This window comes from Sphingomonas sp. 7/4-4 (assembly GCF_027941955.1).
Lineage (GTDB): Bacteria > Pseudomonadota > Alphaproteobacteria > Sphingomonadales > Sphingomonadaceae > Sphingomonas.
Genome location: NZ_CP115960.1, coordinates 2,417,763 through 2,442,279 on the forward strand (window position 1 = coordinate 2,417,763; position 24,517 = coordinate 2,442,279).

Consider the following 24,517-nt stretch of genomic DNA (forward strand, 5'->3'; position numbering starts at 1 on the left):
AGATGAGTTACTTCGCGCCCGCTTCCGGCACGACGATCATCGACCAGTCCTTGTCCGGGCGGAGATACTTCGCCGCAAGCGCCTGGACCTCGGCGGGCGAAGTCGTCGCGATGTCGCGTGCCAGCGTGTCGACCGCCGCGATCCGCGCGGGATCATAGGTTCCGCCCTCGACCAGCCGCATCCAGAACATGTTGCCGCTCGACTGGCGGATGAGCTGCTGCTTGATCGGCGTCAGCGCGCGATTGAGCTCGTCGGCGTCGACCGGCTTGGCGATCAGATCGGCGGCGATCCCGCGGGCGAGTTCGAAGAAGAAATCGGTCTTGTCGGGCGGGACCATGCCCAATGCGATCAACTTGCCGCCCGATGCGAGGCCGAGCGGCCACTGGCTGGCGACGTTGGGCGAATAGCTCACCCCTGCCTGGCTGCGGAGCTGATCGATCAGGCGGTCGCGGAACACCGCGGCGAGCACGTCGAGCTTGCGGCTCTCGGTGATCCCTGCGCTGCCCCCGCCGGTCGGCCAGGCGATCGCCGCGGCCGCCTGTTCGGGCTTGCCGGTGTGGGTGCGCACGACCGGCTTGTCGACATGCGCGGGGAAAGTGACGGGCGGCGGAGGCTCGGTGCCGGCGGGCCGCGGCTTCATTGCGCCGAACGTCTCCGCCACAGCCTTGACCGTCGCTTCGGAATCCATGTCGCCGAACACTTCGACTTCGATCGGGCCGCTGGCGAGCAGCGGCTCCCACAATTTGCGGAAGCTCGCCGGGGTAGTCGCCTCGATCGCCTCGCGCGAAGGGATGCCCCAGCGCGGGTCGTTCGAATGGAGCAGCCGCTCGAGGTCGCGGCCGAGCACCGCGTCGGGCGACGAGGAGAGACCGGCATAGCCGGACAGCATCGCGGTCTTGGCACGGATCACCGGGTTCGGATCCCAGGCGGGTGCCACGAGCTTGGCCGCGAACAGCCGCAGCTGATCGGGAAGATCGTCCTTGTTGGTCTGGCCGGCGAAGCGGAAGGCGTCCGAATCCACGTCGAAATCGAAGCCCATCTGGCGCCGGCCGATCAGCGCATCGAGCTCTTCCTGACCGAGCTTGCCGATGCCGCTCGCGACCAGCGCCATGTCGCCTGCCCAGGCCGGGCTCGGCCGATCGGCGGGCAGCCCGTTGAGGCCGCGCCCGAAGCGGACGTTGACATAGACCTTGCCGACTTCGGACGAATCCTTGCGCATCAGCAGATTGACGCCGTTGGCGAAGATGACCCTCTCGATCTGGAGCTCGGCCAGCGCCGGCGTGCGGCTCACGACCTTGCCCGGGGCGCCCAGCTTCGGAAGCTGCGCGAAAGTGACGTTGCCCAGCGCCTTGCGCTTCGCGCCGTTGGCGACGACGTCGGCCGCGAGCGCGGAGGTCACCTTGGTCACCAGCTGCGGATCGGGCGTGTGGGTGTTGACCAATGCGCGCACCGCAGTGCCCTGGAACACGCGCTTCGATGCCGCCTGCACGGTTGCGGGCGTGAACATCTTCGCAGTCACCGCCGACTTGAAGATGTCGTACGACGCCTCGGGCGTGGTCACCGTCTCGTTGATGTCGACTGCCTCGACCAAGTCGTCGGCGAGCTTCATCCCCGATTCGACCGGCGCTGTGGAGATGCGCTGCTTCATCGACGATTCGATCTCGGCGACTTCGCGGTCGATCTCGGCCTGGGTGGGGGCAATGGTCTGCGCGTCGGCGATCACGCCGCGCACGTCGCGCAGCGCCGTCTCCCAGTCTGCGCCGACCGGCATGACGTTGACCGTGGTGACGTTGGCCGAGCGCGCAACGTCGCTCAGATCGGCACCCGCGGCGACGAAGCTGCCGCCCGACCGCGCTTTGGTTTCGAGCCGCCGGTTGATGATCCGGATCGCGACCAGATCGATCATGCGCTTCTGGTTGAAGATCACCGTGTCCGAAAACACCGTCCATGGCCGCACGACCGCCATCATCGCCAGCGGCGGCACTGCCGGCTCGACGATGCTCGCCGCGACCGGCTGGCCCTCTACCGGCTTGCCGAAATCCGGGGCCTGCGGCGTGGGTCCTTCGCCCTTCCAATCCGCGAAATGCTTTTGCACCATCGCTTCGAGCACGGCAGGATCCATGTCGCCGATGACGATCACCACAGCCTTTTCGGGGCGGTACCAGCGATCGTGGAACGCCTTGACCGAAGCGGCGGTCGCCGCAGCCAGCGCCGCGGTGGTGCCGATCGGCTTGCGATTGGCGACCGGCTGGCCGGCGAACATCAGGCCCAGCATCGCGTCCTGCATCCGCTCCTGCGCGCCCGGCTGCTCGCGCGCCTCGGCCAGCACCACCGGCCGCTCGGCGTTGAGCGAGACCTGGGTGATCGCCGGCGCGGACATCATGCCCGCCAGGATCTTGAAGCTCTCGTCCAGCCCCTGCGGCGTCGCGGTCGGCAGATCGAGCTTGTAGACCGTCTGGGTGAAGGTGGTGCTCGCGTTCGAATCCGAGCCGAAGGTCACGCCGAGCCGCTGCCAGATCCGCTTCGATTCGCCGTCCGGAACGAAGGTCGATCCGCGGAAGGAGAGATGCTCGAGAAGGTGCGCGAAGCCGCGTTCGCTCTCCTGCTCGTTCAGCGAGCCCGCATCGATCTCGCACGCGCACCGAGACCTGGCCCGGCGGCACGCCGTTCCTGCGCACCGCATAGCGCAGGCCGTTCGGAAGCCGCCCGAATTTCCAGGCGTCGTCATGGACGAGGTCGCTGTTCTTGTAGAGCCACGGATCGTCCGCGGTCTGGACCGGCCGCGGCGCAGTCTGCGCCAGCACCGGCAGGGCCGGCGAGAGCGTGACGAGGGCAAGGGAGGCGAGGAGCGGCGACCGCAGGAAACGAAGCATGGATCCCCATCTAATGGCGAATTGCCGCGCATGCCACCTTGGACCTTTCGCCCAGGTGTACGGCTTTGCCGGACGGCCGGAGTTCCGGACTCAATTCCCCGTGTGAGGGTGGACGATTCGTCCAATCGACCGTTGAACCGGAGTCGCTACGGCACCATCTCGGCGTCAAAGGAAATCGACATGGCTACCGATACTGCCCAAGCCTGGAGCGAGTTCCGGCGGATGATGCTGTGGATCGCATTGGCCGGCGTGCTGATGGTCGCCGGCGCGCTCTGGTATCTCTCGATCAACGACGCGCTGTATCTGTCGGCGATCCTCGCGACGATCGGCGGGGTGTTCCTCTCGACCCTGCTCGGCTGCGGATTGTTCGCTGCCGCCTTCTTCAGCGACAAGAGCGGGCATGACGCGGACGTGAGCAGCGCTACCAGCCACGACGCCGACTGATTGTCCCCGCGAAACCTTTCGTTTCCCGTCCGCTGCTTGATCCGCGGGCGCCCAGGCGCCACATGACACGCATGCTGATCGAGACCGAAGCCACGCCCAACCCGGCGACGCTCAAGTTCCTCCCCGGACGCACGGTGATGGACGCAGGCACGCGCGACTTCGCGAATCCGGAGGATGCCGAGGCTTCGCCGCTCGCCGAGGCCCTGTTCGGGCTCGGCGACGTGACCGGCGTGTTCTTCGGCCGCGACTTCATTTCGGTGACCGCGGCGCCGGGCGTCGAATGGCGCGAACTGAAGCCCGACATACTCTCGATCCTGCTCGATCATTTCTCGGCCAACATGCCGCTGTTCCGCGCCGGCACCGCCGCGGGCTTCTCGGTGCCGGCCGAATCCGCCGATTTCGGCGACAATCCCGAGGATGCCGAGATCGTCGCGCAGATCCGCGAGCTGATCGAGACGCGCATCCGCCCCGCCGTCGCCAATGACGGCGGCGACATCGTCTATCGCGGGTTCGACGCGGGCAAGGTCTATCTCCAGATGCAGGGCGCCTGCGCGGGTTGCCCCTCCTCGACCGCGACGCTGAAGAACGGCATCGAGCAACTGCTCAAATATTACGTTCCCGAAGTCACCGAAGTCCGCGCGATCTAGGGTCGCGTCTCCCCGCCCGAAAGGATTTGCACATGGGCCGTCCCCTCGATGATGCGGGGCTGGATACGATCTTTCGTACCGCGCGCACCTATAACGGCTATGACGACACCCCGGTCACCGAGGCGGATATCCGGCGCATCTACGACCTGGTGAAGATGGGCCCGACTTCGGCCAACCAGCAGTCGGCGCGCTTCGTCTGGCTGACGAGCCAGGAGAGCAAGGACAAGCTCGCCGATCTTTCGAGCAACACCAACGCCGCCAAGATCCGCAAGGCGCCCGCCGCGGTGATCATCGCGATGGATCTCGCGTTCAACGAGCATCTCCCCTGGCTCTTCCCGCATGCGCCGACCGCGAAGGACTGGTTCCCCGACGACGCGGCGCGCTACGCTCAGGCTTTCCGCAACTCCTCGCTGCAGGGCGCCTATTTCATCATCGCGGCGCGCGCGCTGGGTTTCGATACGGGCCCGATGTCGGGATTCGACAACGCCAAGGTTGACGCAGCCTTTTTCAGCGACCAGCCCAATCTGAAGTCCAACTTCATTTCAACGCTGGGCCATGGCGACCCTTCCACCATCTTCGAACGACTTCCCCGTCCCGAGTTCGACCAGTTCAACCGGGTCGTCTGACGCATTGACCACGCTCGTCATCGAAACCGCGACCGCCGCCTGTTCGGTGGCGCTGCTGCGCGGCGGCGAAGTGGTAGCGAGCGCGCACGAAGTGGTCGGGCGCGGGCATGCCGAGCGGTTGGTGCCGATGATCGGCGGGCTGCCCGGGCAGGGCCGCGCAGCCCGCATCCTCGTCGATGTCGGTCCCGGCAGCTTCACCGGCGTTCGCGTCGGCCTCGCCGCGGCTTTGGGGCTCGCGATCGGCTGGCAGGCGGAGGTCTTCGGCTATTCGTCGCTCGCATTGATCGCCGCAGCCGGATTCCATGCACATCCGGAGTGGCCCACGCTTGCCGTGATCCTCGAAGGCGGGCACGGTGAAGTCTTCATGCAGTCGTTCACGGCATCGCCACTCGCCTCCGAAGGTCCGCTCAAGTCGCTGATACCCTCCGCGGCGCTCGCGGCACTCGAAGGTCGTCGGGCGATCGGCAGCGGCGTTCGCCATCTGGCGGCGCTGGACGCGGGGCTCGAGGCAATAGAGGCGCTCCCCGCGCCGAGGATGCGCGGCTGCTCCCCCGATTTCGCGAACCTGCCCGCGCGCCCGATCTATGGCCGCCCGCCCGACGCGCGGACGCTTGCGGAGCGTGGTCTCGCATGAGCAGCACGCTCAACATCACCGAATTGCGCGAGGGCGGATCGCAGGATCTGACCGAAGTCATCCGCATCATGCAGGATGCCTTCGATCCGCGCTTCGGCGAAGCATGGACCAGCGCGCAATGCCTGGGGATGCTCTCGCTTCCCGGCGTATGGCTGGTGATCGCCAGCCTCGACGGCAACGACGCGGGCTTCGCATTGGCACGCTCGACCGGCGACGAGGCCGAGTTGCTGCTGCTGGCGACGCGCCCCGCAGCGCGCCGCCGCGGCGTTGCCGGAGCGCTGCTCCGCGCCATCATCGCCGAAGCGCGGAATCGCGGAGTCCTTCAACTTCATCTTGAGGTACGCGCGGGAAACGATGCCGTCCGGCTATACCGTCGCGAAGGTTTCGAGAAGGTCGGCGAGCGCAGGAACTATTATAGGGGCAAGACGGGGCAGGCGTTTGATGCTCATACCTATGCGCGCAAGCTTGCCTGATTTTTTCGTAACTGAAGGCCAACGACCTTGCCTTTGGTTTGTAACGGCCCGATAGGGCCCTCGCAGACGGCATTAATAGTCGTCGATAATTTGGGTCGAAGGGAACACCATGGACAATTCAGCTGACATTCAGGAAACGCTCATCACGCTGACCGCGGATATTGTCGCGGCGCATGTGAGCAACAATAGCGTTGCAGTTTCGGATCTTCCCGTGCTTATTCAGAATGTTCACGGCGCATTGACCGGCCTCGGCCGCGTCGTCGCAGAACCTGAAGTGAAGCAGGAGCCGGCTGTTTCGATCCGTTCTTCGGTGAAGCCGGACTTCATCGTCTGCCTCGAAGACGGCAAGAAGCTCAAGATGCTCAAGCGTCACTTGATGACGCACTATCAGATGACCCCGGAACAGTATCGCGCGAAGTGGAATCTTCCTGCTGACTATCCCATGGTCGCTCCCAATTATGCCGAGCAGCGCCGCACGCTCGCCAAGAAGATCGGTCTCGGCACCAAGCGCCGCAAGCGCTGAGCCTTTCGCCGCCTTCCAGAGGTGGGAAAATCAAACGCCGGTCCGGGGATGCCCGGGCCGGCGTTTTGCTGCCCCTTCCCCTCGCGCGCATTGACGTTACATCGGCGCCATGCCGCGGAAAATCGATCTCGAAGCCCTGTGCCACGAAAAGGGCCTGCGCATCACCGAACAGCGAAAGGTGATCGCGCGCGTCCTCTCCGATGCCGAAGACCATCCCGATGTCGAGAAGGTCTATGAGCGCGCCTCAGCGATCGATCCGGGCATCTCGATCGCCACGGTCTATCGCACGGTGCGCCTGTTCGAAGAGGCCGGCATCCTCGACCGTCACGATTTCGGTGACGGCCGCGCACGCTACGAACCCGCGCCCGAAGCGCATCACGACCATCTGATCGACGTCGAATCGGGCAAGGTGATCGAATTCGTCGATCCCGAACTCGAACTGCTCCAGAAGCAGATCGCCGAGCGCCTCGGCTTCCGCCTCGTCGACCACCGCATGGAACTCTACGGCGTCGCGCTCGACCGGAAGAGCTGAGCGCAAACCCTTCACCGTTCGCGCTGAGCTTGTCGAAGCGCCACTATCCAGGAGTGCGTCGCTCGTGGATCACCGCCCTTCGACAAGCTCAGGGCGAACGGAGGGGGCATGTGTGGACTCGCGCCGCGCGGAGGCCGCGGAAGGCGCCACTACCCAACTGACCTTGTCGGAACAGGCCCGCATGTGGGGCCGCGTCGGACTGCTGCTGCTCGCGGTCCTCACCCATGTGCCGATGTATTATCTGTGGCGGCTGCTGCGCCTGCCCATGCCGTGGCCGCGCTGGTTCCTCGGCCGCGCCGCGCGCATCGCCGGTGCCCGCGTCGTCAAGATCGGCACGCCGCTGCGCCGCGACGTCTTCTATGTCTCCAACCATCTGAGCTGGATCGACATCCTCGCGCTCGGCGGCGCGAGCGGCACCGCGTTCGTCGCCAAGGCCGAGATCGGCGCCGCGCCGGTGGTCGGCTGGCTCGCGGGAATGAACCGCACCGTCTATGTAAAGCGCGAGAACCGGCTGGGAGTCGCCGAACAGATCAACCAGCTGCGCGAGGCGCTCGCCGATAATTGGGCGATCACGATCTTCCCCGAAGGCACCACCACCGACGGCAAGTCGCTGCTGCCGTTCAAGACCTGATGCTGCGCGTGCTCGAGCCGCCGCCCCCCGGCGTGATGGTCCAGCCGGTGCTGCTCGATTATGGCGATTTCAGCGAGGAGATCGGCTGGATCGGCCAGGAGCGCGGCCTCAACAACGCCCGCCGCATCCTCGCGCGCAAGGGAAACTTCGAACTCAAGGTCCATTTCCTCGAACCGTTCGATCCGCGCGACTATCCCGGCCGCAAGGCGATCGCCGCGGAAAGCCGGCGGCGCATCGAGGAAGCGCTGGTCGCCGCACTGGGTCATCCGCTGCGCCCGTTCCGCTATGCCGAGGAAGCGATCGGGTACAAGGCGCCGACCAACCAATGACGTCACCCCGGCGAAAGCCGGGATCCAGAGCCAAAAGCTTCACGGCCGGCCGCTCAGGACCCCGGCTTTCGCCGGGGTGACGAATTGCGTCACGCAAGCTATAGCCCCGCCCAAATGAAACCGACCCCGAAAACCTTCCACGTCAAGTCGTTCGGCTGCCAGATGAACGTCTATGACGGCGAGCGCATGGGCGAGCTGATGGCCGCCCAGGGCATGACCGCGACCGACGACGCCAATGCCGCCGACCTCGTCGTGCTCAACACCTGCCACATCCGCGAACGGGCGACCGAGAAGGTCTATTCGGACATCGGCCGAATTCGCAAGGAAGCTTTGCGGAAGCACGGCAAGGACCCGATGATCGCCGTCGCCGGCTGCGTCGCGCAGGCCGAGGGCGCCGAGATCGTCAGCCGCGCCAAGGTCGACGTAGTCGTCGGCCCGCAGGCCTATCATAACTTGCCGCAGCTCGTCGCCGACGCCGCCGCGGGCAAGTCGGCGCTCGACACCGACATGCCGGCGATGAGCAAATTCGGTGCGCTGCCCGCGCGCCGGAAAGTCGGCCCCTCTGCCTTCCTCACCGTGCAGGAGGGTTGCGACAAGTTCTGCACCTATTGCGTCGTGCCCTATACGCGTGGCGCCGAAGTCAGCCGGCCGTTCGACGCGATCGTCGACGAGGCCAGGGCCCTGGTCGATGCCGGCGCGCGCGAGATCACCCTGCTCGGGCAGAACGTCAATGCGTGGGACGACGCGGCGGGCAACGGCCTGCACGGCCTGATCCGCGCGCTCGACCGGATCGAGGGGCTGCACCGCATCCGCTACACCACCAGCCATCCCAACGACATGCGCGAAGGGCTGATCCGCGCGCATGCCGAGGTCGAGAAACTGATGCCCTATCTGCATTTGCCGGTGCAGGCGGGCAGCGACCGCATCCTCAAGGCGATGAACCGGTCGCACACCCGCGCATCCTATCTCGCCTTGCACGAGCGCGTACGCGCCGCGCGGCCCGACATCGCATTGTCCGGCGACTTCATCGTCGGCTTCCCGGGCGAAACCGACGCGGACTTCGCCGATACGCTGAGCCTGATCGACGAAGTCGGCTATGCCGCGAGCTTCAGCTTCAAATATAGTCCTCGCCCCGGCACGCCCGCGGCCGAGATGACCGACGGATTCGTGCCGGAGCCGGTGATGGATGAACGCCTCCAGCGCCTCCAGTCCGCGATCGCCCGCGATCAGGCGGCGTTCAACGCGACCACGCTCGGCAAGACATGCACGGTGCTGATCGAGCGCAAGGGCAAGCTCCCCGGCCAGATGCTCGGCAAGTCGCCCTGGCTGCAATCGGTCCATCTGATGACCGACGCACAGATCGGCGACCTGATCGAAGTCAAGATCGTCCGCGCCGATCCCAATTCGCTGGCCGGCGTGGAGCGGGTGCGGGCGGCGGCCTGAGGCCGAAAGCTGAATGTCCTAACGACCCGGCAGCGAATGCTAAGCCCCTCCCCTTCAGGGGAGGGGTTGGGGTGGGGCAGTGCCCCAAGCGCAGGCTCGGTGAGACGGACAGGCCCCACCCCCAACCCCTCCCCTGAAGGGGAGGGGCTAAGAAGGGCCGCCTTCCACCAATAGCAGATGCAGGCTGACACCGGCCCGCCCGCATCTGTCGTCGCGAGGTCACACACGCACTTTATTCGTCCCGTGCCTCGCCCGCCCCTGTCTTTGTAGGATTTCCTCTGCCATCGTCGCAGCGACTCATGCGCACGGAACCACCTGCTCCGCTCCCAGTTGGCCTATCGAGGCCCCGCATGCCCCGCGTTTCAAAGTTGACGAATGAACCGCGACTCCCGCAACTTTGCCTTACCCCCGAAAGGACCGCATGAGCCGTAAGCCCGTCCCCGCCCAATCCGGTGAACGCTCGCGGGTCGAGGTCACGTTCGACAAGCCCCAGCTCCTGCCGCAGCTCTTCGGCGAATATGATTCGAACATCCTCGCGCTGGAGGAGCGGCTGGGCGTCTATATCCACGCCCGCGGCCAGCGCGTGGTGATCGAGGGTTCGGCCGAAGCCGTCGCGCATGCCCGCGAAGTGCTCCAGGAGCTCCAGGCGCGCGTGATCCGCGGCGAGGATATCGACACCGGGCTGATCGACGCCGTGATCGCGATGTCGAGCGAGCCGATGTTCACCGGCATCGTCAAGGCGGACGTAGCCGGCGGCGGCCCGCCCCTTCGATCATGATCCGCACGCGCAAGAAGACGATCGTCCCGCGCTCGGTCGCGCAGACGCATTACATGCGCGAGCTGATCTCGAACGACATGATCTTCGCATTGGGCCCGGCGGGCACGGGCAAGACCTATCTCGCCGTGGCGCAGGCAGTGGCGCAGCTGATCACCGGCAGCGTCCAGCGGCTGATCCTGTCGCGCCCGGCGGTCGAGGCCGGCGAGCGGCTCGGCTTCCTGCCCGGCGACATGAAGGAGAAGGTCGATCCCTATCTCCGCCCGATCTACGACGCGCTCTACGATTGCCTGCCCGCCGAGCAGGTCGAGCGGCGGATCGCGTCGGGCGAGATCGAGATCGCCCCGATCGCCTTCATGCGCGGGCGTACGCTTGCCGACGCCTTCGTCATCCTCGACGAGGCGCAGAACACCACGCCCGCGCAGATGAAGATGTTCCTCACCCGCTTCGGCGCGAACAGCCGGATGGTGATCTGCGGCGATCCCAAGCAAGTCGACTTGCCCGGCGGCACGCCCGCATCGGGCCTGACCGACGCGATCGGCCGGCTCGAGGGCGTCGACGGCATCGCCTTTTCGTGGTTCACCGCCGCGGACGTGGTTCGCCACCCGATCGTCGGCCGCATCGTCCAGGCCTATGAGGGGCCGGATGCTTGATGCTTCCAACAAAGCCCCTCCCCTTCAGGGGAGGGGTTGGGGGTGGGGCCTGGCCGTCTCACCGAGACTTAAGCTTAGGGCACTGCCCCACCCCAACCCCTCCCCTGAAGGGGAGGGGCTATAGATGCTTGACGTCGCCGCCCTTCGCGAAGAGCCCTGGCCGGAAGGCGATTGGGAAGCCCTCGCCGCCCGCGCCGCCGAGGCCGCGCTCGCCGAAACCCCGTTCGGCGAGTGGCTCGACTGGCCGGCGGTGATCGAGATCGCCGTCCGGCTCGCCAGTGACGACGAGGTCCACAAGCTCAACCATCAATATCGCCAGAAGGACAAGCCGACCAACGTGCTGTCCTTCCCGATGGTCCAGCCCGATCTGCTCGAGACGGTCACGCAGAACAGCGACGACGGTGAGGTGATCCTGGGCGACATCATCCTCGCGCACGGCATCTGCGCCGCCGAGGCGGAGGAGCGCGGCATATCTGTCGAGGATCATGCCAGCCACCTGATTGTCCATGGGGTGCTGCATCTGCTAGGCTATGACCATATGGGAGACGCCGAGGCCGAGGCGATGGAGGAGATGGAGCGCGCCGCGCTCGCCAATCTCGGCCTGCACGATCCGTATCCCGTGCGCGAGGACTGAACACGAACATGCCCGAGGGCCCCAGTACCGGACACAGTACCGGCACCCATGAGTCCACCCATGAGAGCGGCGGCATATGGCGGGGAATCCGCAATTTGCTGTTCGGCGACGAGCAGGAAGAGACGCTGCGCGACCGCATCGAGGAGGCGATCGACGAGCATGAGGACGAAGGCGGCAAGTCGCCCGCCGGCGACCTCGCCCCGATCGAGCGCCAGATGCTCAAGAATTTGCTCCATTTCGGCGAGCGCGACGCCGGCGATGTCGGCGTGCCGCGCGCGGACATCATCGCCGTGGAAGAAGCCACCAGCTTCGCCGATCTCGTCCAGCTGTTCGCGGAAGCCGGGCACAGCCGCCTGCCGGTCTATCGCGAAGAGCTCGATACGATCATCGGCATGGTCCATATCAAGGACGTGTTCGCGATCCTCGCGACGGGCGCGCCGCACCCGCCGAGCATCGCCGGACTGATCCGCCAGCCGGTTTATGTCCCCCAGTCGATGGGCGTGCTCGACCTGCTCGCGCAGATGCGGGCGAACCGCACCCATCTCGCCATCGTCGTCGACGAATATTCGGGGACCGAGGGCCTGATCACCATCGAGGACCTGATCGAGGAGATCGTCGGCGAGATCGAGGACGAGCATGACGAGGCGCCGACCGCCCTGCTCGTGCCGATCGAGGGCGGCGGCTGGGACGCCGATGCCCGCGCCGAGCTCGAGGATGTCGCCGAGACGATCGACCCGCGCCTGGGCGAAGTCGACGAGGATATCGACACGCTGGGCGGCCTCGCCTTCGTGCTCGCCGGGCACGTTCCCCAGCAGGGCGAATGCCTGATCCATGACAGCGGCTGGAAACTCGAAGTGGTCGCCGCCGATTCGCGCAAAGTCACCCGGCTGCGCCTCCATCCGCCCACCAAGCTCGCCGAGACCGAGGACTGAACCTTATGCTGAAGCGCATCCTCATCGTGCTCGCATTGCTGATCGTGCTCGCGATCGGCGGCTGGTTCTGGATCAGCCAGCCCGACAAGGCACGGCTCAGCGAACAGGCCGTCACCGGCAAGGCGCCGCAGCTCAGCGGGACGCGCTCGGAAAGCTTTCCCACGGTCGGCATCGCCAAGCCCGTCGGCTGGGCCGGTGGCGCGAAGCCGATCCCGGCCGCCGGCCTCCAGGTCGCCGCCTTCGCCGACAAGCTCGAGCATCCGCGCTGGCTCTATCGCCTCCCCAATGGCGACGTGCTGGTCGCCGAGACCAATTCACCGCCGCGCGAGGGTGGCGGGATTACCGGCTGGGTAATGGGGCTGCTGCTCGGCCAGGCCGGCGCGGACGTACCTTCGCCCAACCGCATCACACTGTTGCGCGACACCAACGGAGACGGTGTCGCCGATCAGCGCTCGGTTCTGCTCACCGGGCTCAATTCGCCCACCGGCATGGCACTGGTCGGCAACTGGCTCTACGTCGCCAATACCGACGCGCTGGTCCGCTTTCCCTTCACGGCCGGCCAGACCCGGATCACGGCAAAGCCGGAGAAGATCATCGCGCTGCCGGGCGGCGGAAACCATTGGGCGCGTAACGTCGTCGCCGCACCCGACGGCAAGACGCTGTTCGTCAGCGTCGGCTCCTCGTCCAACATCGCCGAGAACGGACTCGAAGCCGAAGGCGCGATCTATTCGGGCGGATCGCGCGCCGATTTCGCCAAGGACGGGCGCGCGCTGATCCTGCAGGTGTTCCCCGACACGAAGGAGGCCCGGGTCTATGCCTGGGGACTGCGCAATCCGAACGGCATGGCGTTCGAGCCGACCACCGGTGCGCTGTGGACCGTGGTCAACGAGCGCGACATGCTCGGATCGGACATGCCGCCCGATTATCTGACCCAGGTCGATTTCGGCGCCTTCTACGGCTGGCCGTGGAATTACTGGGGCGGCTATGTCGACAAGCGCGTCACGCCCGAACGCCCCGATTTGCGCGAATATAGCAAGCGCCCCGATTTCGCGCTCGGCGCGCACGTCGCTCCGCTCGGCCTGACCTTTGCCGGCGACGCGAAACTCGGCGGCAATTGGGCGAAGGGCGCGTTCGTCGGCCTGCACGGTTCGTGGAACCGCGAACCCAAGTCCGGCTACAAGGTCGTCTATGTCCCGTTCGGCGACAACGGCTTCCCGGCCAAGGACGCCAAGCCCGTCGACCTGCTCACCGGTTTCCTCAGCGCCGACGGCAAGACCACCCGCGGCCGCCCGGTCGGCGTGATCACCGATGCGAGCGGCGGGCTGCTGGTGGCGGACGACGTGGGGAACGTGATCTGGCGGGTGAGCGCGAAGTAACGCTCATTTGAGCAGCTTGGTGCCCTTCTCGGCGAGCTTCTCGCGCACCTTAGACGCGAAGAGCGCGAGCATCGGCGGCAAGTCGACTTCGGCATGGACGCGGTTGTCGAACACCTGAAGCCTGCTCGCCACCTGCTGCCCCATCGCGCTGACGGTGAAGTGGAGCGTGTCGCCTTCCCAGCGCTGCTCGACATGGCCGCCGCCCGGCACGATCTCGGCAATCTTGCTCACCCCACCCGCGATCCGCGCGCGGGCAGCGTCGCGGCCGAGCTTGTGCGGGATATCGACGACGACCGGGTCAGCCATCAGCGTGCAAACAGATTGGCATCATCACCAAACGCCTTGAATTCGAGTGCGTTGCCGCTCGGATCGCGAAAGAACATCGTAGCCTGCTCGCCGACCTGCCCCTTGAACCGGACATGCGGCGCGATCCCGAACGGGATACCCGCCGCCTCGACGCGTGCCGCGAGCGCCTCCCAATCGGGCATCGTCAGCACCACGCCGAAATGCGGGACCGGCACATGGTGCCCATCGACTTCGTTGGCGACCGCCACCAGCTTCGCGGCGGGATCGAGATGCGCGACGATCTGGTGGCCGAACAGGTCGAAGTCGATCCATTGTTCGGAGGAGCGCCCCTCCGGGCAGCCGAGCACGCCGCCGTAGAAGGTGCGTGCCGCCGCGAGGTCGTGGACCGGGAAGGCAAGATGGAAGGGACGCAGGGTCATCTGATTGCCTCTAGCCGATCCTCCCCCGGAGCGGGAGGGGGACCAAGCGCAGCTTGGTGGAGGGGTAATCTCCACGGGCGATGTCGCTTGGGGCAACTACCCCTCCACCGCTTCGAGTTCGAGGTCGGATCGTGCCCCGCACGATCCTCGAACGCGCGGGGCGCGTTCGACCTCGAGCTCCCCTCCCCTCCGGGGGAGGATGCGCTAAGCCCCACGCCGATGCTCTCTCGCCCCTTGCTCACCGCCCTCATCGCCGGCCTCGTCTCCGCCACGGGCTTCGCGCCGCTGAACCTGTGGCCGATCGCGCTCCTCGCCTTCGCGATCCTGCTCTGGCTGAGCTGGTCCGCGCCCACGCTCAAGGCAGTGCTGCTGCGCGGCTGGGTGTTCGGCGTCGGGCACTTCACCGTCGGCAACAACTGGATCCAGCACGCCTTCGATTATCAGGACAAGATGCCGCCCGCGCTCGGCTATTTCGCCGTGGTGCTGCTGGCCTTGTACCTCGCAGTCTATCCGGCGTTCGCGATGGGGCTCGCATGGCGCTTCAGCCACGCGGTCAAGCGACGCGACGGCGGGACTGCGCCCGATGTTGCCTTCGTATTCGCCGCCGCCGCCGCCTGGATCATTACCGAATATCTGCGCGGTGTGCTTTTCACCGGTTATCCATGGAATCCGCTGGGCGTGATCTGGCTGCCGACGCCGCTGGCGCAGATCGCGGCATGGATCGGCACCTATGCGTTGTCGGGAGTCGCGGTCTTCGCCGCGGGCCTGCTCTTCCTCGCATCGCAGCGCCAATATCGCCCGCTGCTGATCGGCGCCCCGCTATTGTTCGTGCTGGCCCTGCTCAACCTGGGCTTTGCGGGAACCTCGTCTTTGCCCGATCCGACCGCATCACGCGTCCGTATCGTCCAGCCCAATGTCGGGCAGGAAGGCGTCGGCGAGCCCGATTATCCCGAGCGCGTGCTGGTCAAGCTCCTCGAATGGAGCGGTCGACCCGGTGAAGCGCCGCGGCTGCTCGTCTGGCCCGAAGGCACGGTCAATTATTATGTCGAGGACGGCTATCCCGACACGCGCTTTATGGCCGCGCCGATCCGCGCTGGGTACGCATTCGGATCGGCGCCAGGCTCGGGCCCAAGGACGTCGCATTGATCGGCGGAACCGCCCTGTTCTTCGGCAAGGACGGCAAGATCAGCGGCGCGGGCAATTCGGTGTGGTCTCTCGATTCCGCCGGCACTTTGGGCCCGCGCTACGACAAGGCGCATCTCGTCCCGTACGGCGAATATCTGCCGATGCGCACGTTACTGGCGCCGCTCGGCCTGGCGCGCCTCGTGATGGGCGAAATCGATTTCGTCCCCGGCCCGGGTCCGCGCGCGATCGAAGTGCCCGGCTTCGGCAAGGCGGGCATCCAGATCTGCTACGAGATCATCTTCTCAGGGCAAGTGGTCGATCGCCGCAATCGCCCCGACTTCATCTTCAATCCTTCGAACGATGCGTGGTTCGGCAAATGGGGGCCGCCGCAGCATCTGGCGCAGGCACGGCTGCGCGCGATCGAGGAAGGCCTGCCGATCCTGCGCTCGACGCCCACCGGCATCTCGGCAGTGATCGACGCGCGCGGCCGCGTGCTCGAATCGATTCCGCATCGCCAGGAAGGCGCGATCGAGCTCGCTATGCCCCGCCCATTGCCGCCGACCTTGTTCGCGCGCCTCGGCAATTGGCTCGCCTTTCTCGTCGCCGGCGCATTCTATCTGTTCGCGATTGCGTTCCGTCGGCTGGGCCGCTAGGGGCAGGATATAAGGAAAGCTTTATATGGGCATGGCAACGGCCCGGCTTCCTTCCCACGATTTGAGGAAAACCATGCGTTCCAATTATCTCTTCACGTCCGAATCGGTTTCGGAAGGCCATCCCGACAAGGTCTCCGACCAGATTTCCGACGCCATCGTCGATCTGTTCCTCTCGAAGGATCCCGAAGCCCGCATCGCCTGCGAGACGCTGACCACCACCCAGTTGGTGGTCCTTGCCGGCGAGATCCGCGGCAAGGGGATCATGGACGAGGCCGGCAACTGGGCGCCGGGCGTGCAGGAAGAGGTCGAGAAGACCGTCCGCGATACGGTCAAGCGCATCGGCTATGAGCAGGACGGCTTCCACTGGGAGACGCTGCGTTTCGAGAACAACCTGCATCCGCAGTCGGCGCACATCGCGCAGGGCGTCGACGCTTCGGGCAACAAGGACGAAGGCGCCGGCGACCAGGGCATCATGTTCGGCTATGCCGCCGACGACACGCCCGACCTGATGCCGGCGACGCTCTATTACAGCCACAAGATCCTCGAGCAGATGGCGGCCGATCGCCATTCGGGCGCGGCGCCGTTCCTCGAGCCCGACGCCAAGAGCCAGGTCACGCTCCGCTACGAGGGCAGCAAGCCTGTCGCGGCGACCGCGATCGTCGTCTCGACCCAGCATGGCAAGGGCTATGACGAAGGCGACAAGGAAGCCGCGCTCCACGCTTATGTGAAGAAGGTCGTCGCCGACATTCTTCCGGCCGAATTGCTTTCGGACGAGACCGTCTATCACATCAACCCGACCGGCAGCTTCGAGATCGGCGGCCCCGACGGCGACGCCGGCCTGACCGGGCGCAAGATCATCGTCGACACTTATGGTGGTGCTGCCCCGCACGGCGGCGGCGCCTTCTCGAGCAAGGATCCGACCAAGGTCGACCGTTCGGCGGCGTACATCACCCGCTATCTGGCGAAGAACATCGTCGCCGCGGGCCTCGCCCAGCGCTGCACGATCCAGCTCGCTTATGCGATCGGCGTGTCGAAGCCGTTGTCGCTCTATGTCGACACGCACGGCACCGGCACCGTGGGCGACGACAAGATCGAGGAAGCGATCCTGGGCCTGGCAAAGCTGGGCGGGCTCACCCCGCGCGGCATCCGCACCCATCTCGGCCTCAACAAGCCGATCTATCAGAAGACCGCGGCCTATGGCCATTTCGGCCGCAAGCCAGAGGGCGATTTCTTCCTTGGGAGAAGACCGACCTCGTCGACGATCTGAAGGCCGCTCTGGCCTGATCTGCAGCGCTCGACAAATTCGAAGGGCCGGGGGAGCGATCTCCCGGCCCTTTTCTGTTCGCGACCGGCACTCCGCATATTTGCGGAGCCGCCGTTAACCCCGGGGTAACTGCATTTCTTCACTAGATACGAGACGTACAGGAACCGAACGGTGGACTCGCAATCAGTGACATCCGAATTGGAGCACAAGCCCGTGTCCGACTCGGGCCTGACGATCGCCTTTCAGCCGATCGCCGATCTCTCGGGCAGCCGCGTGTACGCCTATGAAGCGATCGTGCGCGGTCGCAACGGCGAGTCCGCGGTGGAAATCTATGGATCCCTCGAAGGCGAGGCACGCACCACTTTCGGACAGCGTTGCGCGGCCGCCGCGATCCGCTTGTCGATGGCGGCGGGGCTGGGCACCAGCGGCGCGCGCCTGCTCATTCCCCTTCAGGCCGCGGGAATCGATGCGCCCTCCGAGCATCTCGAGCCGATCCTGCGCGTGGCGCGTGTATCCGGCCTCATTCCCGAGCGGCTGATCTTCGGTCTCGAAGGCTATCAGCAGCTGCGCGGCGGCGAACTCGCCGAGATCATCGAGGTGCACCGCAAGGCGGGACCGCTGACGGCATTCGTCGGCCTGGGTCAGGGCCATTCCGGCCTCGCTTTGTGCGGGCGCTATCTTCCCGAGCTGGTGAAGCTCGAATCGGATCTCGTCAGCGCGATCGCCAGCAGCTGGTCGCGCCGCCTCGTCCTCGAGGATCTCACGCCGCGCATCCGCGGTCTCGGCCTCAAGGTGATCGCCACCGGCGTCGACAGCGAGGCCGTGCTTCAGCGGCTGCGCGGTTTCGGGATCCATCTCGTCCAGGGCGAGGAAATCGCCAGCCCCGAAATCTGCGCACTCCCCAATCCGTCGCTGCGCCGCGCCGCCTGATCAGGCCGCATCGCGCGTGCTTCAGGTTGCGTAGCGCAGCAGCGGCGCTAACAGGCGACATGCCCGATCCCGTTACCATTCGCCGCCTCTATGGACGTTCCAAGGGCCATAAATTGCGCGAAGGCCAGGCCGCGCTCGTCGAGGAGATGCTGCCCAGGGTCAGCGTTCCCGAGAGCGGCCCGCTCCATGCCTCCGTCCTGTTCGGCGACGACCGCCCGCTCGAGTTCGAAATCGGCTTCGGCGGCGGCGAGCATCTTGCCGGCCAGGCAAAGATGCGCCCCGATCACGGCTTCATCGGCTGCGAGCCCTTCCTCAACGGCGTGGTCAGCGCGCTCAACCACATCCGCGACGACGCGCTCGGCAATGTCCGCCTGCACATGGGCGACGCGCTCGAAGTACTCGAACGGCTGCCCGATGCGAGCCTGAGCCGCGTCTATCTGCTCCATCCCGATCCCTGGCCCAAGGCCCGTCATGCCAAGCGGCGCATGGTCAACAATGGCCCACTCGACCTGATCGCAGCCAAGTTGAAGCCCGGCAGCGAGTTTCGCCTCGGCACCGACGATCCCACCTATTGCCGCTGGTCGATGATGGTGATGAACCAGCGCCGCGACTTTGCGTGGCAGGCGCAGAGCGCCGCCGATTTCCTCACGCGTCCTGCCGATTGGCCCGAGACGCGCTACGAACGCAAGGCACGCCGGCAGGGGCACGAAGTCTGGTACTTTATTTTCCGACGTATATAACTAACACACTTAGATCGCCGATTTACGTTAAATCAGTAGCTTAGTCCGCCCGTTGCCGCCGAGGGTATCCAGCAGTTTCCGATTTGGTGATTACCCAGTGATTACTTTTCTGGTACATGAGGTATCGGAATTGCGACCGGACGAATCACCAAACGGACCCTCGACGCGCTCCTAACGAACGGCGTTGCGGGCTTCCTGTGGGACGAGGATCTGAAGGGGTTCGGCGTCAAGACGTCGGCCAACGGCTCAGCCTCCTACATCGTTCAGTACCGGATGGGCGGCCGGGAATCTAAGACGCGCCGATATACGATCGGCGGTCATGGCTCGCCCTGGACGCCAGCGATGGCCCGGGAAGAGGCGGCGTGGATGCTGATGCTAGTGGCGCAGGGCGTCGATCCGGTCGAATCGGACAAGCAGCGCCGCCGGGAAGCGGTGGATCTCGCCTTCTCCAACTATGCCGACCGGTTTGCCGGCAGTTGCAAGGGGAAAGGCTGGAAGTTGCTCGTGAAGCGCTCGCTCACGCTCCACATCAAGCCGGTGCTGCGCGACAAACCGCTTCCGACGATCACGCGCGCCGATATCGTCGCCGCGCTCTACCGGATGCCAGACGAGCAGGTCGGGAACCGGCGGAACGTGTTCGCCGTCATGCGGCGGCTGTTCAAATGGGCGATCAGCCGCGGCGACATCACTTCCAGCCCTATGGAAGGCATGGAGACCCCGCCGCCCGTCAAACTGCGCGAGCGGTGGTTGAGGACGAGGAACTGCGCCGCGTCTGGAATCACGCCCCCAAAACACATCGCTGCTTCGGTCCGATCGTCCGGCTCCTGATCGCGACCGGCCAACGGCGCGAAGAGATCGCCGGGCTACACTGGGACGAAGTGAGTCGCGAGGCGCGCGAAATGCGCCTCTCCGGCGAGCGGACGAAGAACGGCGAGCCAACAACGATTCCGCTAAACGACCTCGCGGTCGCGGAGCTAGACCAACTCGCACGCGGTGAAACCTGGCCCAAGCGCGGGCGCGTGTTTCGGACGTCGACGGGCGCGGGATTCACCGCTTACCACAAAGGCAAGGTCAAGCTGGACAAACTGGTCGCCGGAGAGGACGATCCCTTGCCGCCCTGGCGACTTCACGACCTACGGCGGACACTCGCCACCGGCTTCCAACGCCTGGGCGTCCGGTTCGAAGTGACCGAAGCGGTTCTCAACCACGTCGGCCAGTCACGTTCCGGCGTGGCGGCCATTTACCAGCGGCATGACTGGAAACCCGAGAAACGAGCGGCTCTCGACGCCTGGAACGAGCATGTCGTGCAGATACTAGGGATGTCTCAGCGACATCCATGATCGCAGCGTCAGCGCGCCGCTCTCACCAAGGCAGTTCCTCAATGGACAGGGTCATCTCCTGAAAACCGCCGGGTTCGAAACGCAACGCCTTCCTCGCTCTCCTTGGCAACTTGTAGGCGGCCCATTTCCTTCGAGTGGGCACGGATCGGTCGAAGCGCATCGGTGGTGCCCTGATTTCATCTTTTGGGCCGGAAGCAGAATGGCCGCTTTCGGGAAGGAAGACGCAATAGCTGCCCCTCCACACAGCCAGGCGGGAAGTCTCACCGGTCAGGTCTCGCCGGACGCAGAGTCGAGAGAGGTGCTCGGATAGCGATGAGCAGCGCTCATCTTGATTGCTTTTCAGATCCGGCGCGATCACACTCCTTCAGTGCAGATCAGCCGAACCGACCTGGCGGATTTCAGCTATTTCCTCGCGATCGCCAGGCATCGCAGCTTCCGGCGCGCCGGTCTCGAGATGGGCGTCAGCGCTTCCGCGCTGAGCCATGCGTTGAAGGGCCTCGAGACCCGCCTCGGCGTTCGCCTGCTCAACCGGAGCAGCCGGAGCGTCACGCTCACGGCTGCGGGCGAGGAATTGCGTGCAGCCATCGGTGCGCCGTTCGACGCGATCGGGTCGGCGCTCGAGGTGCTAAATCGCTATCGGGAAGAGCCCGCCGGGCGCATCCGGCTGAATGTGCTGGAGCATGCCGCAACGCTTCTTCTCGCACCGGTCCTGCCGGCATTCGTCGATCGGTATCCGGACATCGAAGTCGACGTCTGTGTGTCGAACCATCTGGTAGATGTGGTAGCGGCCGGCGCCGATGCGGGAATCCGTTATGGCGGGACCGTCCCGGAGGACATGATCGCGCAGCGCCTGTCGAGAGACATTCGGTGGGTGGTGGTGGGAGCGCCGGGATATCTTGAACGTTTTGGTGTGCCGGAACACCCGCGCGATCTCATCGCGCACCGCTGCCTGCGGATTCGGCTGGGCGATGACAGCATCTATGGCTGGGAATTCGAGAAGGGCGAGGAAACGCTCGCAATAGACGTGCCTGGGGCGATCACCATCGACGAAACCCAGTTCGCACTCGCTCTTACGGCCGGGGGCGCCGCGCTGGCCTATCTGCCGGAGCCTTGCGTGACTCCGCTGGTCGAGCGCGGCGATCTCCGCCTGGTGCTGGAAGACTGGTCTTCGACGGGGTCCGGATTCCATATCTATTATTCGGGGCGCCGGCAGCTGCCGACGGGCCTTCGCCTGCTGATCGACCTGATCCGCGAGATGCGCCCGCTCGGACCATAAGAGCGCTCCAGGCTCGCGAACGATGAGCCTGGCTCATCGCTTCATCAACGACCGGGCGGGTAATCCACCGCCGTCCCACTGATTATATCGGCCTCTGTCGATCACGGTACTGCCCGTGATCCATCCAAATGACAGATGGGACCGCGATATGGCCGGTAGCGCCAGCATCGAACAGATTTTTGCACACGTCGACAGCTCGGACGCCCCGCGATCCGGCTGGGGCGCGGTGCTGGCGCTGACGCTTTGCGTGTCGACGCTCATCGCGTCGGAATTCATGCCGGTCAGCATCCTGACGCCGATTGCATCCGATCTTCATCTGACCGAGGGCACGGCCGGGCAGGCGATTTCGGTGTCCGGGCTGTTCGCGGTGTTGACGAGCCTCTCCATCGCTTCGCTGACGCGCGGAATCGATCGCCGTGTGCTGTTGCTCGGGCTCACTGTGCTCATGCTCCTATCCGGCCTGTTGGTCGCCTTCGCGCCCAATTTCGCCGTGCTGATGATCGGGCGTGCATTGCTCGGCATCGTGATCGGCGGCTTCTGGTCGATGTCGGCTGCCACGGTCATGCGTCTCGTGCCCGAAGATCAGGTGCCGCGCGCACTCGCTCTGCTCAACGGCGGCAATGCGCTGGCCACCACCGTCGCCGCCCCCTCGGCAGCTTTCTCGGCCAGTTCATCGGCTGGCGCGGTGCGTTCTTCCTCGTCGTCCCGCTCGCCGCGATCACCTTCGCGTGGCAATGGCTGACGCTCCCTCAATGCCTTCGGATCGCACGGTGCGCAGCGCCAGCGCGCTCGGCGTGCTGCGGCGGCCCGGTGCCGCGCGCGGCATGATCGCAGTCGCGTTGCTGTTCATGGGGCAATTCGCGCTGTTCACTTATCTGCGGCCCTTCCTGGAGAACACGACCGGCGTGAGCGTGTCGCTCCTCTCCCTGATTCTGCTGGTCATGGGTGGCGCGGGCCTCATCGGAACCTGGCTGATCGGCCGTGTGGTCAGCAGGAGCCTGACCGCCACGCTGGTGCTCGCTCCGCTGGCCATGGCAGTGGTGGCGCTTGCGCTGATCCCCATGGGAACGCTGCCGCTGCCCACGGCGGCACTGCTCGCGCTTTGGGGCCTGATCGGGACCGCGTTGCCGGTCGCCTGGTGGACTTGGCTGAGCCGCACGCTGCCCGACGATGCCGAGGCCGGTGGCGGACTGATGGTCGCCGTGGTCCAGCTGGCGATCACGCTGGGCGCGGCCGGCGGCGGGCTGCTGTTCGACGCCGGTGGCCATCAGGCGACCTTCCTTGCAAGCGCCGCCCTGCTCGGCGCCTCGACCCTTGTCGGTGCGTCGGGAGCGCGCCGGTCGCGCGATCCCGCGCCTGCCATCTCCTGCGGAGCGTTCAGATGAACAGCGAAAACAGCACCGAACATCGCCAGCCCGACCGAACCGCTGCCGCCGATCTGAGCCGGCGAAGCCTGCTTCGCCTCACCGGGGCAAGTGCAGCGGCGCTCGGCGCCTCGTTCCTCAATCTTTCAACCGCAGAGGCCCAAGACATGTCCAACGGAGCCAATAACTTTTACACCAGCGACCGCGTGACCTCTCGGAAGGTCATGTTCAGCGACCAATATCGCATGCAGGTCACCGGGAATCTGTTCCTGCCCCGCGACCTTGACCAAAGCGCCAGACACCCGGCGCTCGTCATCGGCCACCCGATGGGAGCGGTGAAGGAGCAGAGCGCGAACCTTTACGCAACGAAGATGGCCGAACAGGGCTTCGCGGCGATGTCGATCGACTTGCCCTTCTGGGGCGAGAGCGAGGGCCAGCCGCGCAATGCGGTAGCGCCCGACTTCTATGCCGAGGCGTTCAGCGCCGCGGTCGATTTCCTCGGAACGCAGCCGTTCGTGGACCGCAACCGGATCGGCGGTATCGGCGTTTGCGGCAGCGGCAGCTTCATCGTCAGCGCCGCCAAGATCGATCCGCGCCTGAAAGCGATCGCGACGGTCAGCATGTACGATATGGGCGCGGCCAACCGCAACGCGCTCAACCACTCGCTGTCGGTCGAGCAGCGCAAGCGGATAATCGCGGAAGCCGCCGAGCAGCGCTATGCCGAGTTCACCGGTGGCGAGACCCGATACACCGGCGGGACGACGCATGAACTGACCGCGGATACGGACCCGATCCAGCGCGAGTTCTACGACTTCTATCGCACGCCGCGCGGTGAGTTCACGCCAAAGGGCGGATCCCCGCGCACGACCACCCACCCGACGCTGACCAGCAACGTCAAGTTCATGAACTTCTACCCGTTCAACGACATCGAGACGATCAGCCCACGCCCGATACTGTTCATCTCAGGCGATCGGGCGCACTCGCGCGAGTTCAGCGAAGACGCTTTCCGGCGGGCGGCGGAGCCGAAGGAACTGGTATGGGTTCCGGGCGCGGGCCATGTCGACTTGTACGACCGGATCGATCTGATCCCGTTCGACAAACTCACCTCCTTCTTCAGGCAGCACCTCGCATAGAGGGGGACATCGCGATGAAGTCGATTGGAGCGTTCCTCCTACCGGCGTCGCTCCTCGCCTGCTCGCCGGAGCAGCAGGCGCAGGGGGCACGAGCGCAAATCAGTTCCTCCGAACAAAGAGCAGGGCAGATGGAAATCGGCCGCAGTGCGCCAGGACGCGAGTTGGACGCACGAGCTGGACCTGCAATGACACAAGAACGCAGCGGCCGCGTACCTGCGCCGGGAATTATCGTCCTCGGGCGAGTGACCGGCGATCTGTCGATCTTCGATCGCTCGGGTGCGGTCACGGTTCGGATCGAGCGCGCCGACTGAACCTTCACGGCGCACCGTCTCATTCTTCAAATCGTCGATAGGTCCGCTTTGAGGAAGATAGCCGGTAGCAATGAACGTCCGCAAGCGGGCGCATAGCGGACGCGAGTCAGTTTGGGTGGATCACCTCGGAG

23 protein-coding genes and 5 pseudogenes are annotated in these 24,517 nt (G+C 65.6%); 25 read left to right on the top strand and 3 right to left on the bottom strand.

Translation table 11 applies throughout. From position 1 onward, the window contains the following. Positions 1 to 7: 7 nt before the first annotated feature. Positions 8 to 2,728, bottom strand: coding sequence for a M16 family metallopeptidase (locus PIB19_RS12150; RefSeq protein WP_336297136.1), 2,721 nt, complete (start codon positions 2,726 to 2,728; stop codon positions 8 to 10). A gap of 325 nt (positions 2,729 to 3,053) precedes the next feature. Here PIB19_RS12150 and PIB19_RS12155 point away from each other — a divergent pair, with 325 nt between their 5' ends. The 13 genes and pseudogenes from PIB19_RS12155 to PIB19_RS12215 all read left to right on the top strand — a co-directional run bounded on the left by PIB19_RS12155 (position 3,054) and on the right by PIB19_RS12215 (position 13,525). Next, a complete protein-coding gene (locus PIB19_RS12155) occupies positions 3,054 to 3,317 on the top strand; it encodes a hypothetical protein (RefSeq protein ID WP_271237569.1) in 264 nt (87 codons plus the stop codon). Positions 3,318 to 3,388: 71 nt separating this feature from the next. Next, complete coding sequence (locus PIB19_RS12160; RefSeq protein WP_271237570.1) at positions 3,389 to 3,964, top strand: NifU family protein; 576 nt, start codon at positions 3,389 to 3,391, stop codon at positions 3,962 to 3,964. A gap of 32 nt (positions 3,965 to 3,996) precedes the next feature. Continuing rightward, positions 3,997 to 4,590, top strand: coding sequence for a malonic semialdehyde reductase (locus tag PIB19_RS12165; RefSeq protein ID WP_271237571.1), 594 nt, complete (start codon positions 3,997 to 3,999; stop codon positions 4,588 to 4,590). A gap of 4 nt (positions 4,591 to 4,594) precedes the next feature. Further along, positions 4,595 to 5,224 (top strand): tRNA (adenosine(37)-N6)-threonylcarbamoyltransferase complex dimerization subunit type 1 TsaB, encoded by a 630-nt coding sequence (tsaB, locus tag PIB19_RS12170; protein ID WP_271237572.1) that lies wholly within the window; start codon positions 4,595 to 4,597, stop codon positions 5,222 to 5,224. Next, positions 5,221 to 5,697: a GNAT family N-acetyltransferase gene (locus tag PIB19_RS12175; protein ID WP_271237573.1), complete on the top strand. Its 477-nt coding sequence runs from the start codon at positions 5,221 to 5,223 to the stop codon at positions 5,695 to 5,697. The genes tsaB and PIB19_RS12175 overlap by 4 nt, the downstream gene beginning before the upstream one ends. A 109-nt stretch (positions 5,698 to 5,806) precedes the next feature. Further along, positions 5,807 to 6,220 (top strand): MucR family transcriptional regulator, encoded by a 414-nt coding sequence (locus tag PIB19_RS12180; RefSeq protein ID WP_271237574.1) that lies wholly within the window; start codon positions 5,807 to 5,809, stop codon positions 6,218 to 6,220. A 109-nt stretch (positions 6,221 to 6,329) separates the two neighbouring features. Then, positions 6,330 to 6,752 (top strand): Fur family transcriptional regulator, encoded by a 423-nt coding sequence (locus tag PIB19_RS12185; RefSeq protein WP_271237575.1) that lies wholly within the window; start codon positions 6,330 to 6,332, stop codon positions 6,750 to 6,752. A 181-nt stretch (positions 6,753 to 6,933) separates the two neighbouring features. Next, positions 6,934 to 7,712: pseudogene (locus PIB19_RS12190) on the top strand (lysophospholipid acyltransferase family protein). A 162-nt stretch (positions 7,713 to 7,874) separates the two neighbouring features. Continuing rightward, entirely contained in the window at positions 7,875 to 9,155 is a 1,281-nt protein-coding gene (miaB, locus tag PIB19_RS12195) for a tRNA (N6-isopentenyl adenosine(37)-C2)-methylthiotransferase MiaB (RefSeq protein ID WP_271240975.1), read from the top strand. 421 nt (positions 9,156 to 9,576) lie between these two features. Continuing rightward, a pseudogene (locus tag PIB19_RS12200) lies at positions 9,577 to 10,583 on the top strand (PhoH family protein). A gap of 124 nt (positions 10,584 to 10,707) precedes the next feature. Next, complete coding sequence (gene ybeY / locus PIB19_RS12205; protein WP_271237576.1) at positions 10,708 to 11,217, top strand: rRNA maturation RNase YbeY; 510 nt, start codon at positions 10,708 to 10,710, stop codon at positions 11,215 to 11,217. A gap of 8 nt (positions 11,218 to 11,225) precedes the next feature. Then, positions 11,226 to 12,149 (top strand): hemolysin family protein, encoded by a 924-nt coding sequence (locus PIB19_RS12210; RefSeq protein WP_271237577.1) that lies wholly within the window; start codon positions 11,226 to 11,228, stop codon positions 12,147 to 12,149. A 5-nt stretch (positions 12,150 to 12,154) separates the two neighbouring features. After that, positions 12,155 to 13,525 carry a PQQ-dependent sugar dehydrogenase gene (locus PIB19_RS12215; RefSeq protein WP_271237578.1) on the top strand — a complete coding sequence of 457 codons (1,371 nt, stop codon included), beginning with the start codon at positions 12,155 to 12,157 and terminating at the stop codon, positions 13,523 to 13,525. Positions 13,526 to 13,528: 3 nt separating this feature from the next. Here PIB19_RS12215 and PIB19_RS12220 read toward each other — a convergent pair whose 3' ends face one another. Together PIB19_RS12220 and PIB19_RS12225 are read right to left on the bottom strand one after the other, a co-directional pair. Next, positions 13,529 to 13,831 (bottom strand): polyhydroxyalkanoic acid system family protein, encoded by a 303-nt coding sequence (locus tag PIB19_RS12220; protein WP_271237579.1) that lies wholly within the window; start codon positions 13,829 to 13,831, stop codon positions 13,529 to 13,531. Further along, entirely contained in the window at positions 13,831 to 14,250 is a 420-nt protein-coding gene (locus PIB19_RS12225) for a VOC family protein (RefSeq protein ID WP_271237580.1), read from the bottom strand. Before PIB19_RS12225 ends, PIB19_RS12220 begins: the two co-directional genes overlap by 1 nt. A 234-nt stretch (positions 14,251 to 14,484) precedes the next feature. On the opposite strand from PIB19_RS12225, the gene PIB19_RS23060 reads away from it, so the two are divergent. The 12 genes and pseudogenes from PIB19_RS23060 to PIB19_RS12280 all read left to right on the top strand — a co-directional run bounded on the left by PIB19_RS23060 (position 14,485) and on the right by PIB19_RS12280 (position 24,386). Continuing rightward, positions 14,485 to 15,396 carry a hypothetical protein gene (locus PIB19_RS23060; protein ID WP_336297137.1) on the top strand — a complete coding sequence of 304 codons (912 nt, stop codon included), beginning with the start codon at positions 14,485 to 14,487 and terminating at the stop codon, positions 15,394 to 15,396. Beyond that, entirely contained in the window at positions 15,393 to 16,028 is a 636-nt protein-coding gene (lnt, locus tag PIB19_RS23065) for an apolipoprotein N-acyltransferase (RefSeq protein ID WP_336297138.1), read from the top strand. Before PIB19_RS23060 ends, lnt begins: the two co-directional genes overlap by 4 nt. 73 nt (positions 16,029 to 16,101) lie before the next feature. Beyond that, positions 16,102 to 17,312 (top strand): annotated as a pseudogene (metK, locus tag PIB19_RS12235) (methionine adenosyltransferase). A 193-nt stretch (positions 17,313 to 17,505) separates the two neighbouring features. Further along, the gene (locus PIB19_RS12240; protein ID WP_271237581.1) at positions 17,506 to 18,222 is read left to right on the top strand and encodes an EAL domain-containing protein; all 717 of its coding nucleotides are present in this window, start codon (positions 17,506 to 17,508) and stop codon (positions 18,220 to 18,222) included. 59 nt (positions 18,223 to 18,281) lie between these two features. Beyond that, positions 18,282 to 18,962, top strand: coding sequence for a tRNA (guanosine(46)-N7)-methyltransferase TrmB (gene trmB, locus PIB19_RS12245; protein WP_271237582.1), 681 nt, complete (start codon positions 18,282 to 18,284; stop codon positions 18,960 to 18,962). A gap of 258 nt (positions 18,963 to 19,220) precedes the next feature. After that, positions 19,221 to 19,319 (top strand): annotated as a pseudogene (locus PIB19_RS23070) (Arm DNA-binding domain-containing protein); the annotation flags it as partial. Positions 19,320 to 19,328: 9 nt separating this feature from the next. Beyond that, entirely contained in the window at positions 19,329 to 19,790 is a 462-nt protein-coding gene (locus PIB19_RS12255) for a hypothetical protein (protein ID WP_271237583.1), read from the top strand. Beyond that, positions 19,706 to 20,302: a tyrosine-type recombinase/integrase gene (locus PIB19_RS12260; protein ID WP_271237584.1), complete on the top strand. Its 597-nt coding sequence runs from the start codon at positions 19,706 to 19,708 to the stop codon at positions 20,300 to 20,302. The genes PIB19_RS12255 and PIB19_RS12260 overlap by 85 nt, the downstream gene beginning before the upstream one ends. A gap of 367 nt (positions 20,303 to 20,669) precedes the next feature. Next, entirely contained in the window at positions 20,670 to 21,578 is a 909-nt protein-coding gene (locus tag PIB19_RS12265) for a LysR family transcriptional regulator (RefSeq protein ID WP_271237585.1), read from the top strand. Positions 21,579 to 21,852: 274 nt separating this feature from the next. Then, positions 21,853 to 22,963: pseudogene (locus tag PIB19_RS12270) on the top strand (MFS transporter). Further along, positions 22,960 to 24,075 carry an alpha/beta hydrolase gene (locus PIB19_RS12275; protein WP_271237586.1) on the top strand — a complete coding sequence of 372 codons (1,116 nt, stop codon included), beginning with the start codon at positions 22,960 to 22,962 and terminating at the stop codon, positions 24,073 to 24,075. Before PIB19_RS12270 ends, PIB19_RS12275 begins: the two are co-directional and overlap by 4 nt. A gap of 185 nt (positions 24,076 to 24,260) precedes the next feature. Next, positions 24,261 to 24,386, top strand: a complete 126-nt coding sequence (locus tag PIB19_RS12280) for a hypothetical protein (protein ID WP_271237587.1) — start codon at positions 24,261 to 24,263, stop codon at positions 24,384 to 24,386. Positions 24,387 to 24,517: the final 131 nt, after the last annotated feature.

Coding starts and splice junctions, on each gene's coding strand:
- PIB19_RS12215 (WP_271237578.1), top strand. CDS start 12,155: ATGCTGAAGCGCATCCTCATCGTGCTCGCATTGCTGATCGTGCTCGCG.
- PIB19_RS12255 (WP_271237583.1), top strand. CDS start 19,329: ATGCTGATGCTAGTGGCGCAGGGCGTCGATCCGGTCGAATCGGACAAG.
- PIB19_RS12275 (WP_271237586.1), top strand. CDS start 22,960: ATGAACAGCGAAAACAGCACCGAACATCGCCAGCCCGACCGAACCGCT.
- ybeY (WP_271237576.1), top strand. CDS start 10,708: ATGCTTGACGTCGCCGCCCTTCGCGAAGAGCCCTGGCCGGAAGGCGAT.
- PIB19_RS12175 (WP_271237573.1), top strand. CDS start 5,221: ATGAGCAGCACGCTCAACATCACCGAATTGCGCGAGGGCGGATCGCAG.
- miaB (WP_271240975.1), top strand. CDS start 7,875: ATGAACGTCTATGACGGCGAGCGCATGGGCGAGCTGATGGCCGCCCAG.
- PIB19_RS12280 (WP_271237587.1), top strand. CDS start 24,261: ATGACACAAGAACGCAGCGGCCGCGTACCTGCGCCGGGAATTATCGTC.
- PIB19_RS12185 (WP_271237575.1), top strand. CDS start 6,330: ATGCCGCGGAAAATCGATCTCGAAGCCCTGTGCCACGAAAAGGGCCTG.
- PIB19_RS12210 (WP_271237577.1), top strand. CDS start 11,226: ATGCCCGAGGGCCCCAGTACCGGACACAGTACCGGCACCCATGAGTCC.
- PIB19_RS12155 (WP_271237569.1), top strand. CDS start 3,054: ATGGCTACCGATACTGCCCAAGCCTGGAGCGAGTTCCGGCGGATGATG.
- PIB19_RS12160 (WP_271237570.1), top strand. CDS start 3,389: ATGCTGATCGAGACCGAAGCCACGCCCAACCCGGCGACGCTCAAGTTC.
- PIB19_RS12165 (WP_271237571.1), top strand. CDS start 3,997: ATGGGCCGTCCCCTCGATGATGCGGGGCTGGATACGATCTTTCGTACC.
- PIB19_RS12220 (WP_271237579.1), bottom strand. CDS start 13,831: ATGGCTGACCCGGTCGTCGTCGATATCCCGCACAAGCTCGGCCGCGAC.
- trmB (WP_271237582.1), top strand. CDS start 18,282: ATGCCCGATCCCGTTACCATTCGCCGCCTCTATGGACGTTCCAAGGGC.
- PIB19_RS12225 (WP_271237580.1), bottom strand. CDS start 14,250: ATGACCCTGCGTCCCTTCCATCTTGCCTTCCCGGTCCACGACCTCGCG.
- PIB19_RS12150 (WP_336297136.1), bottom strand. CDS start 2,728: ATGACGACGCCTGGAAATTCGGGCGGCTTCCGAACGGCCTGCGCTATG.
- PIB19_RS12180 (WP_271237574.1), top strand. CDS start 5,807: ATGGACAATTCAGCTGACATTCAGGAAACGCTCATCACGCTGACCGCG.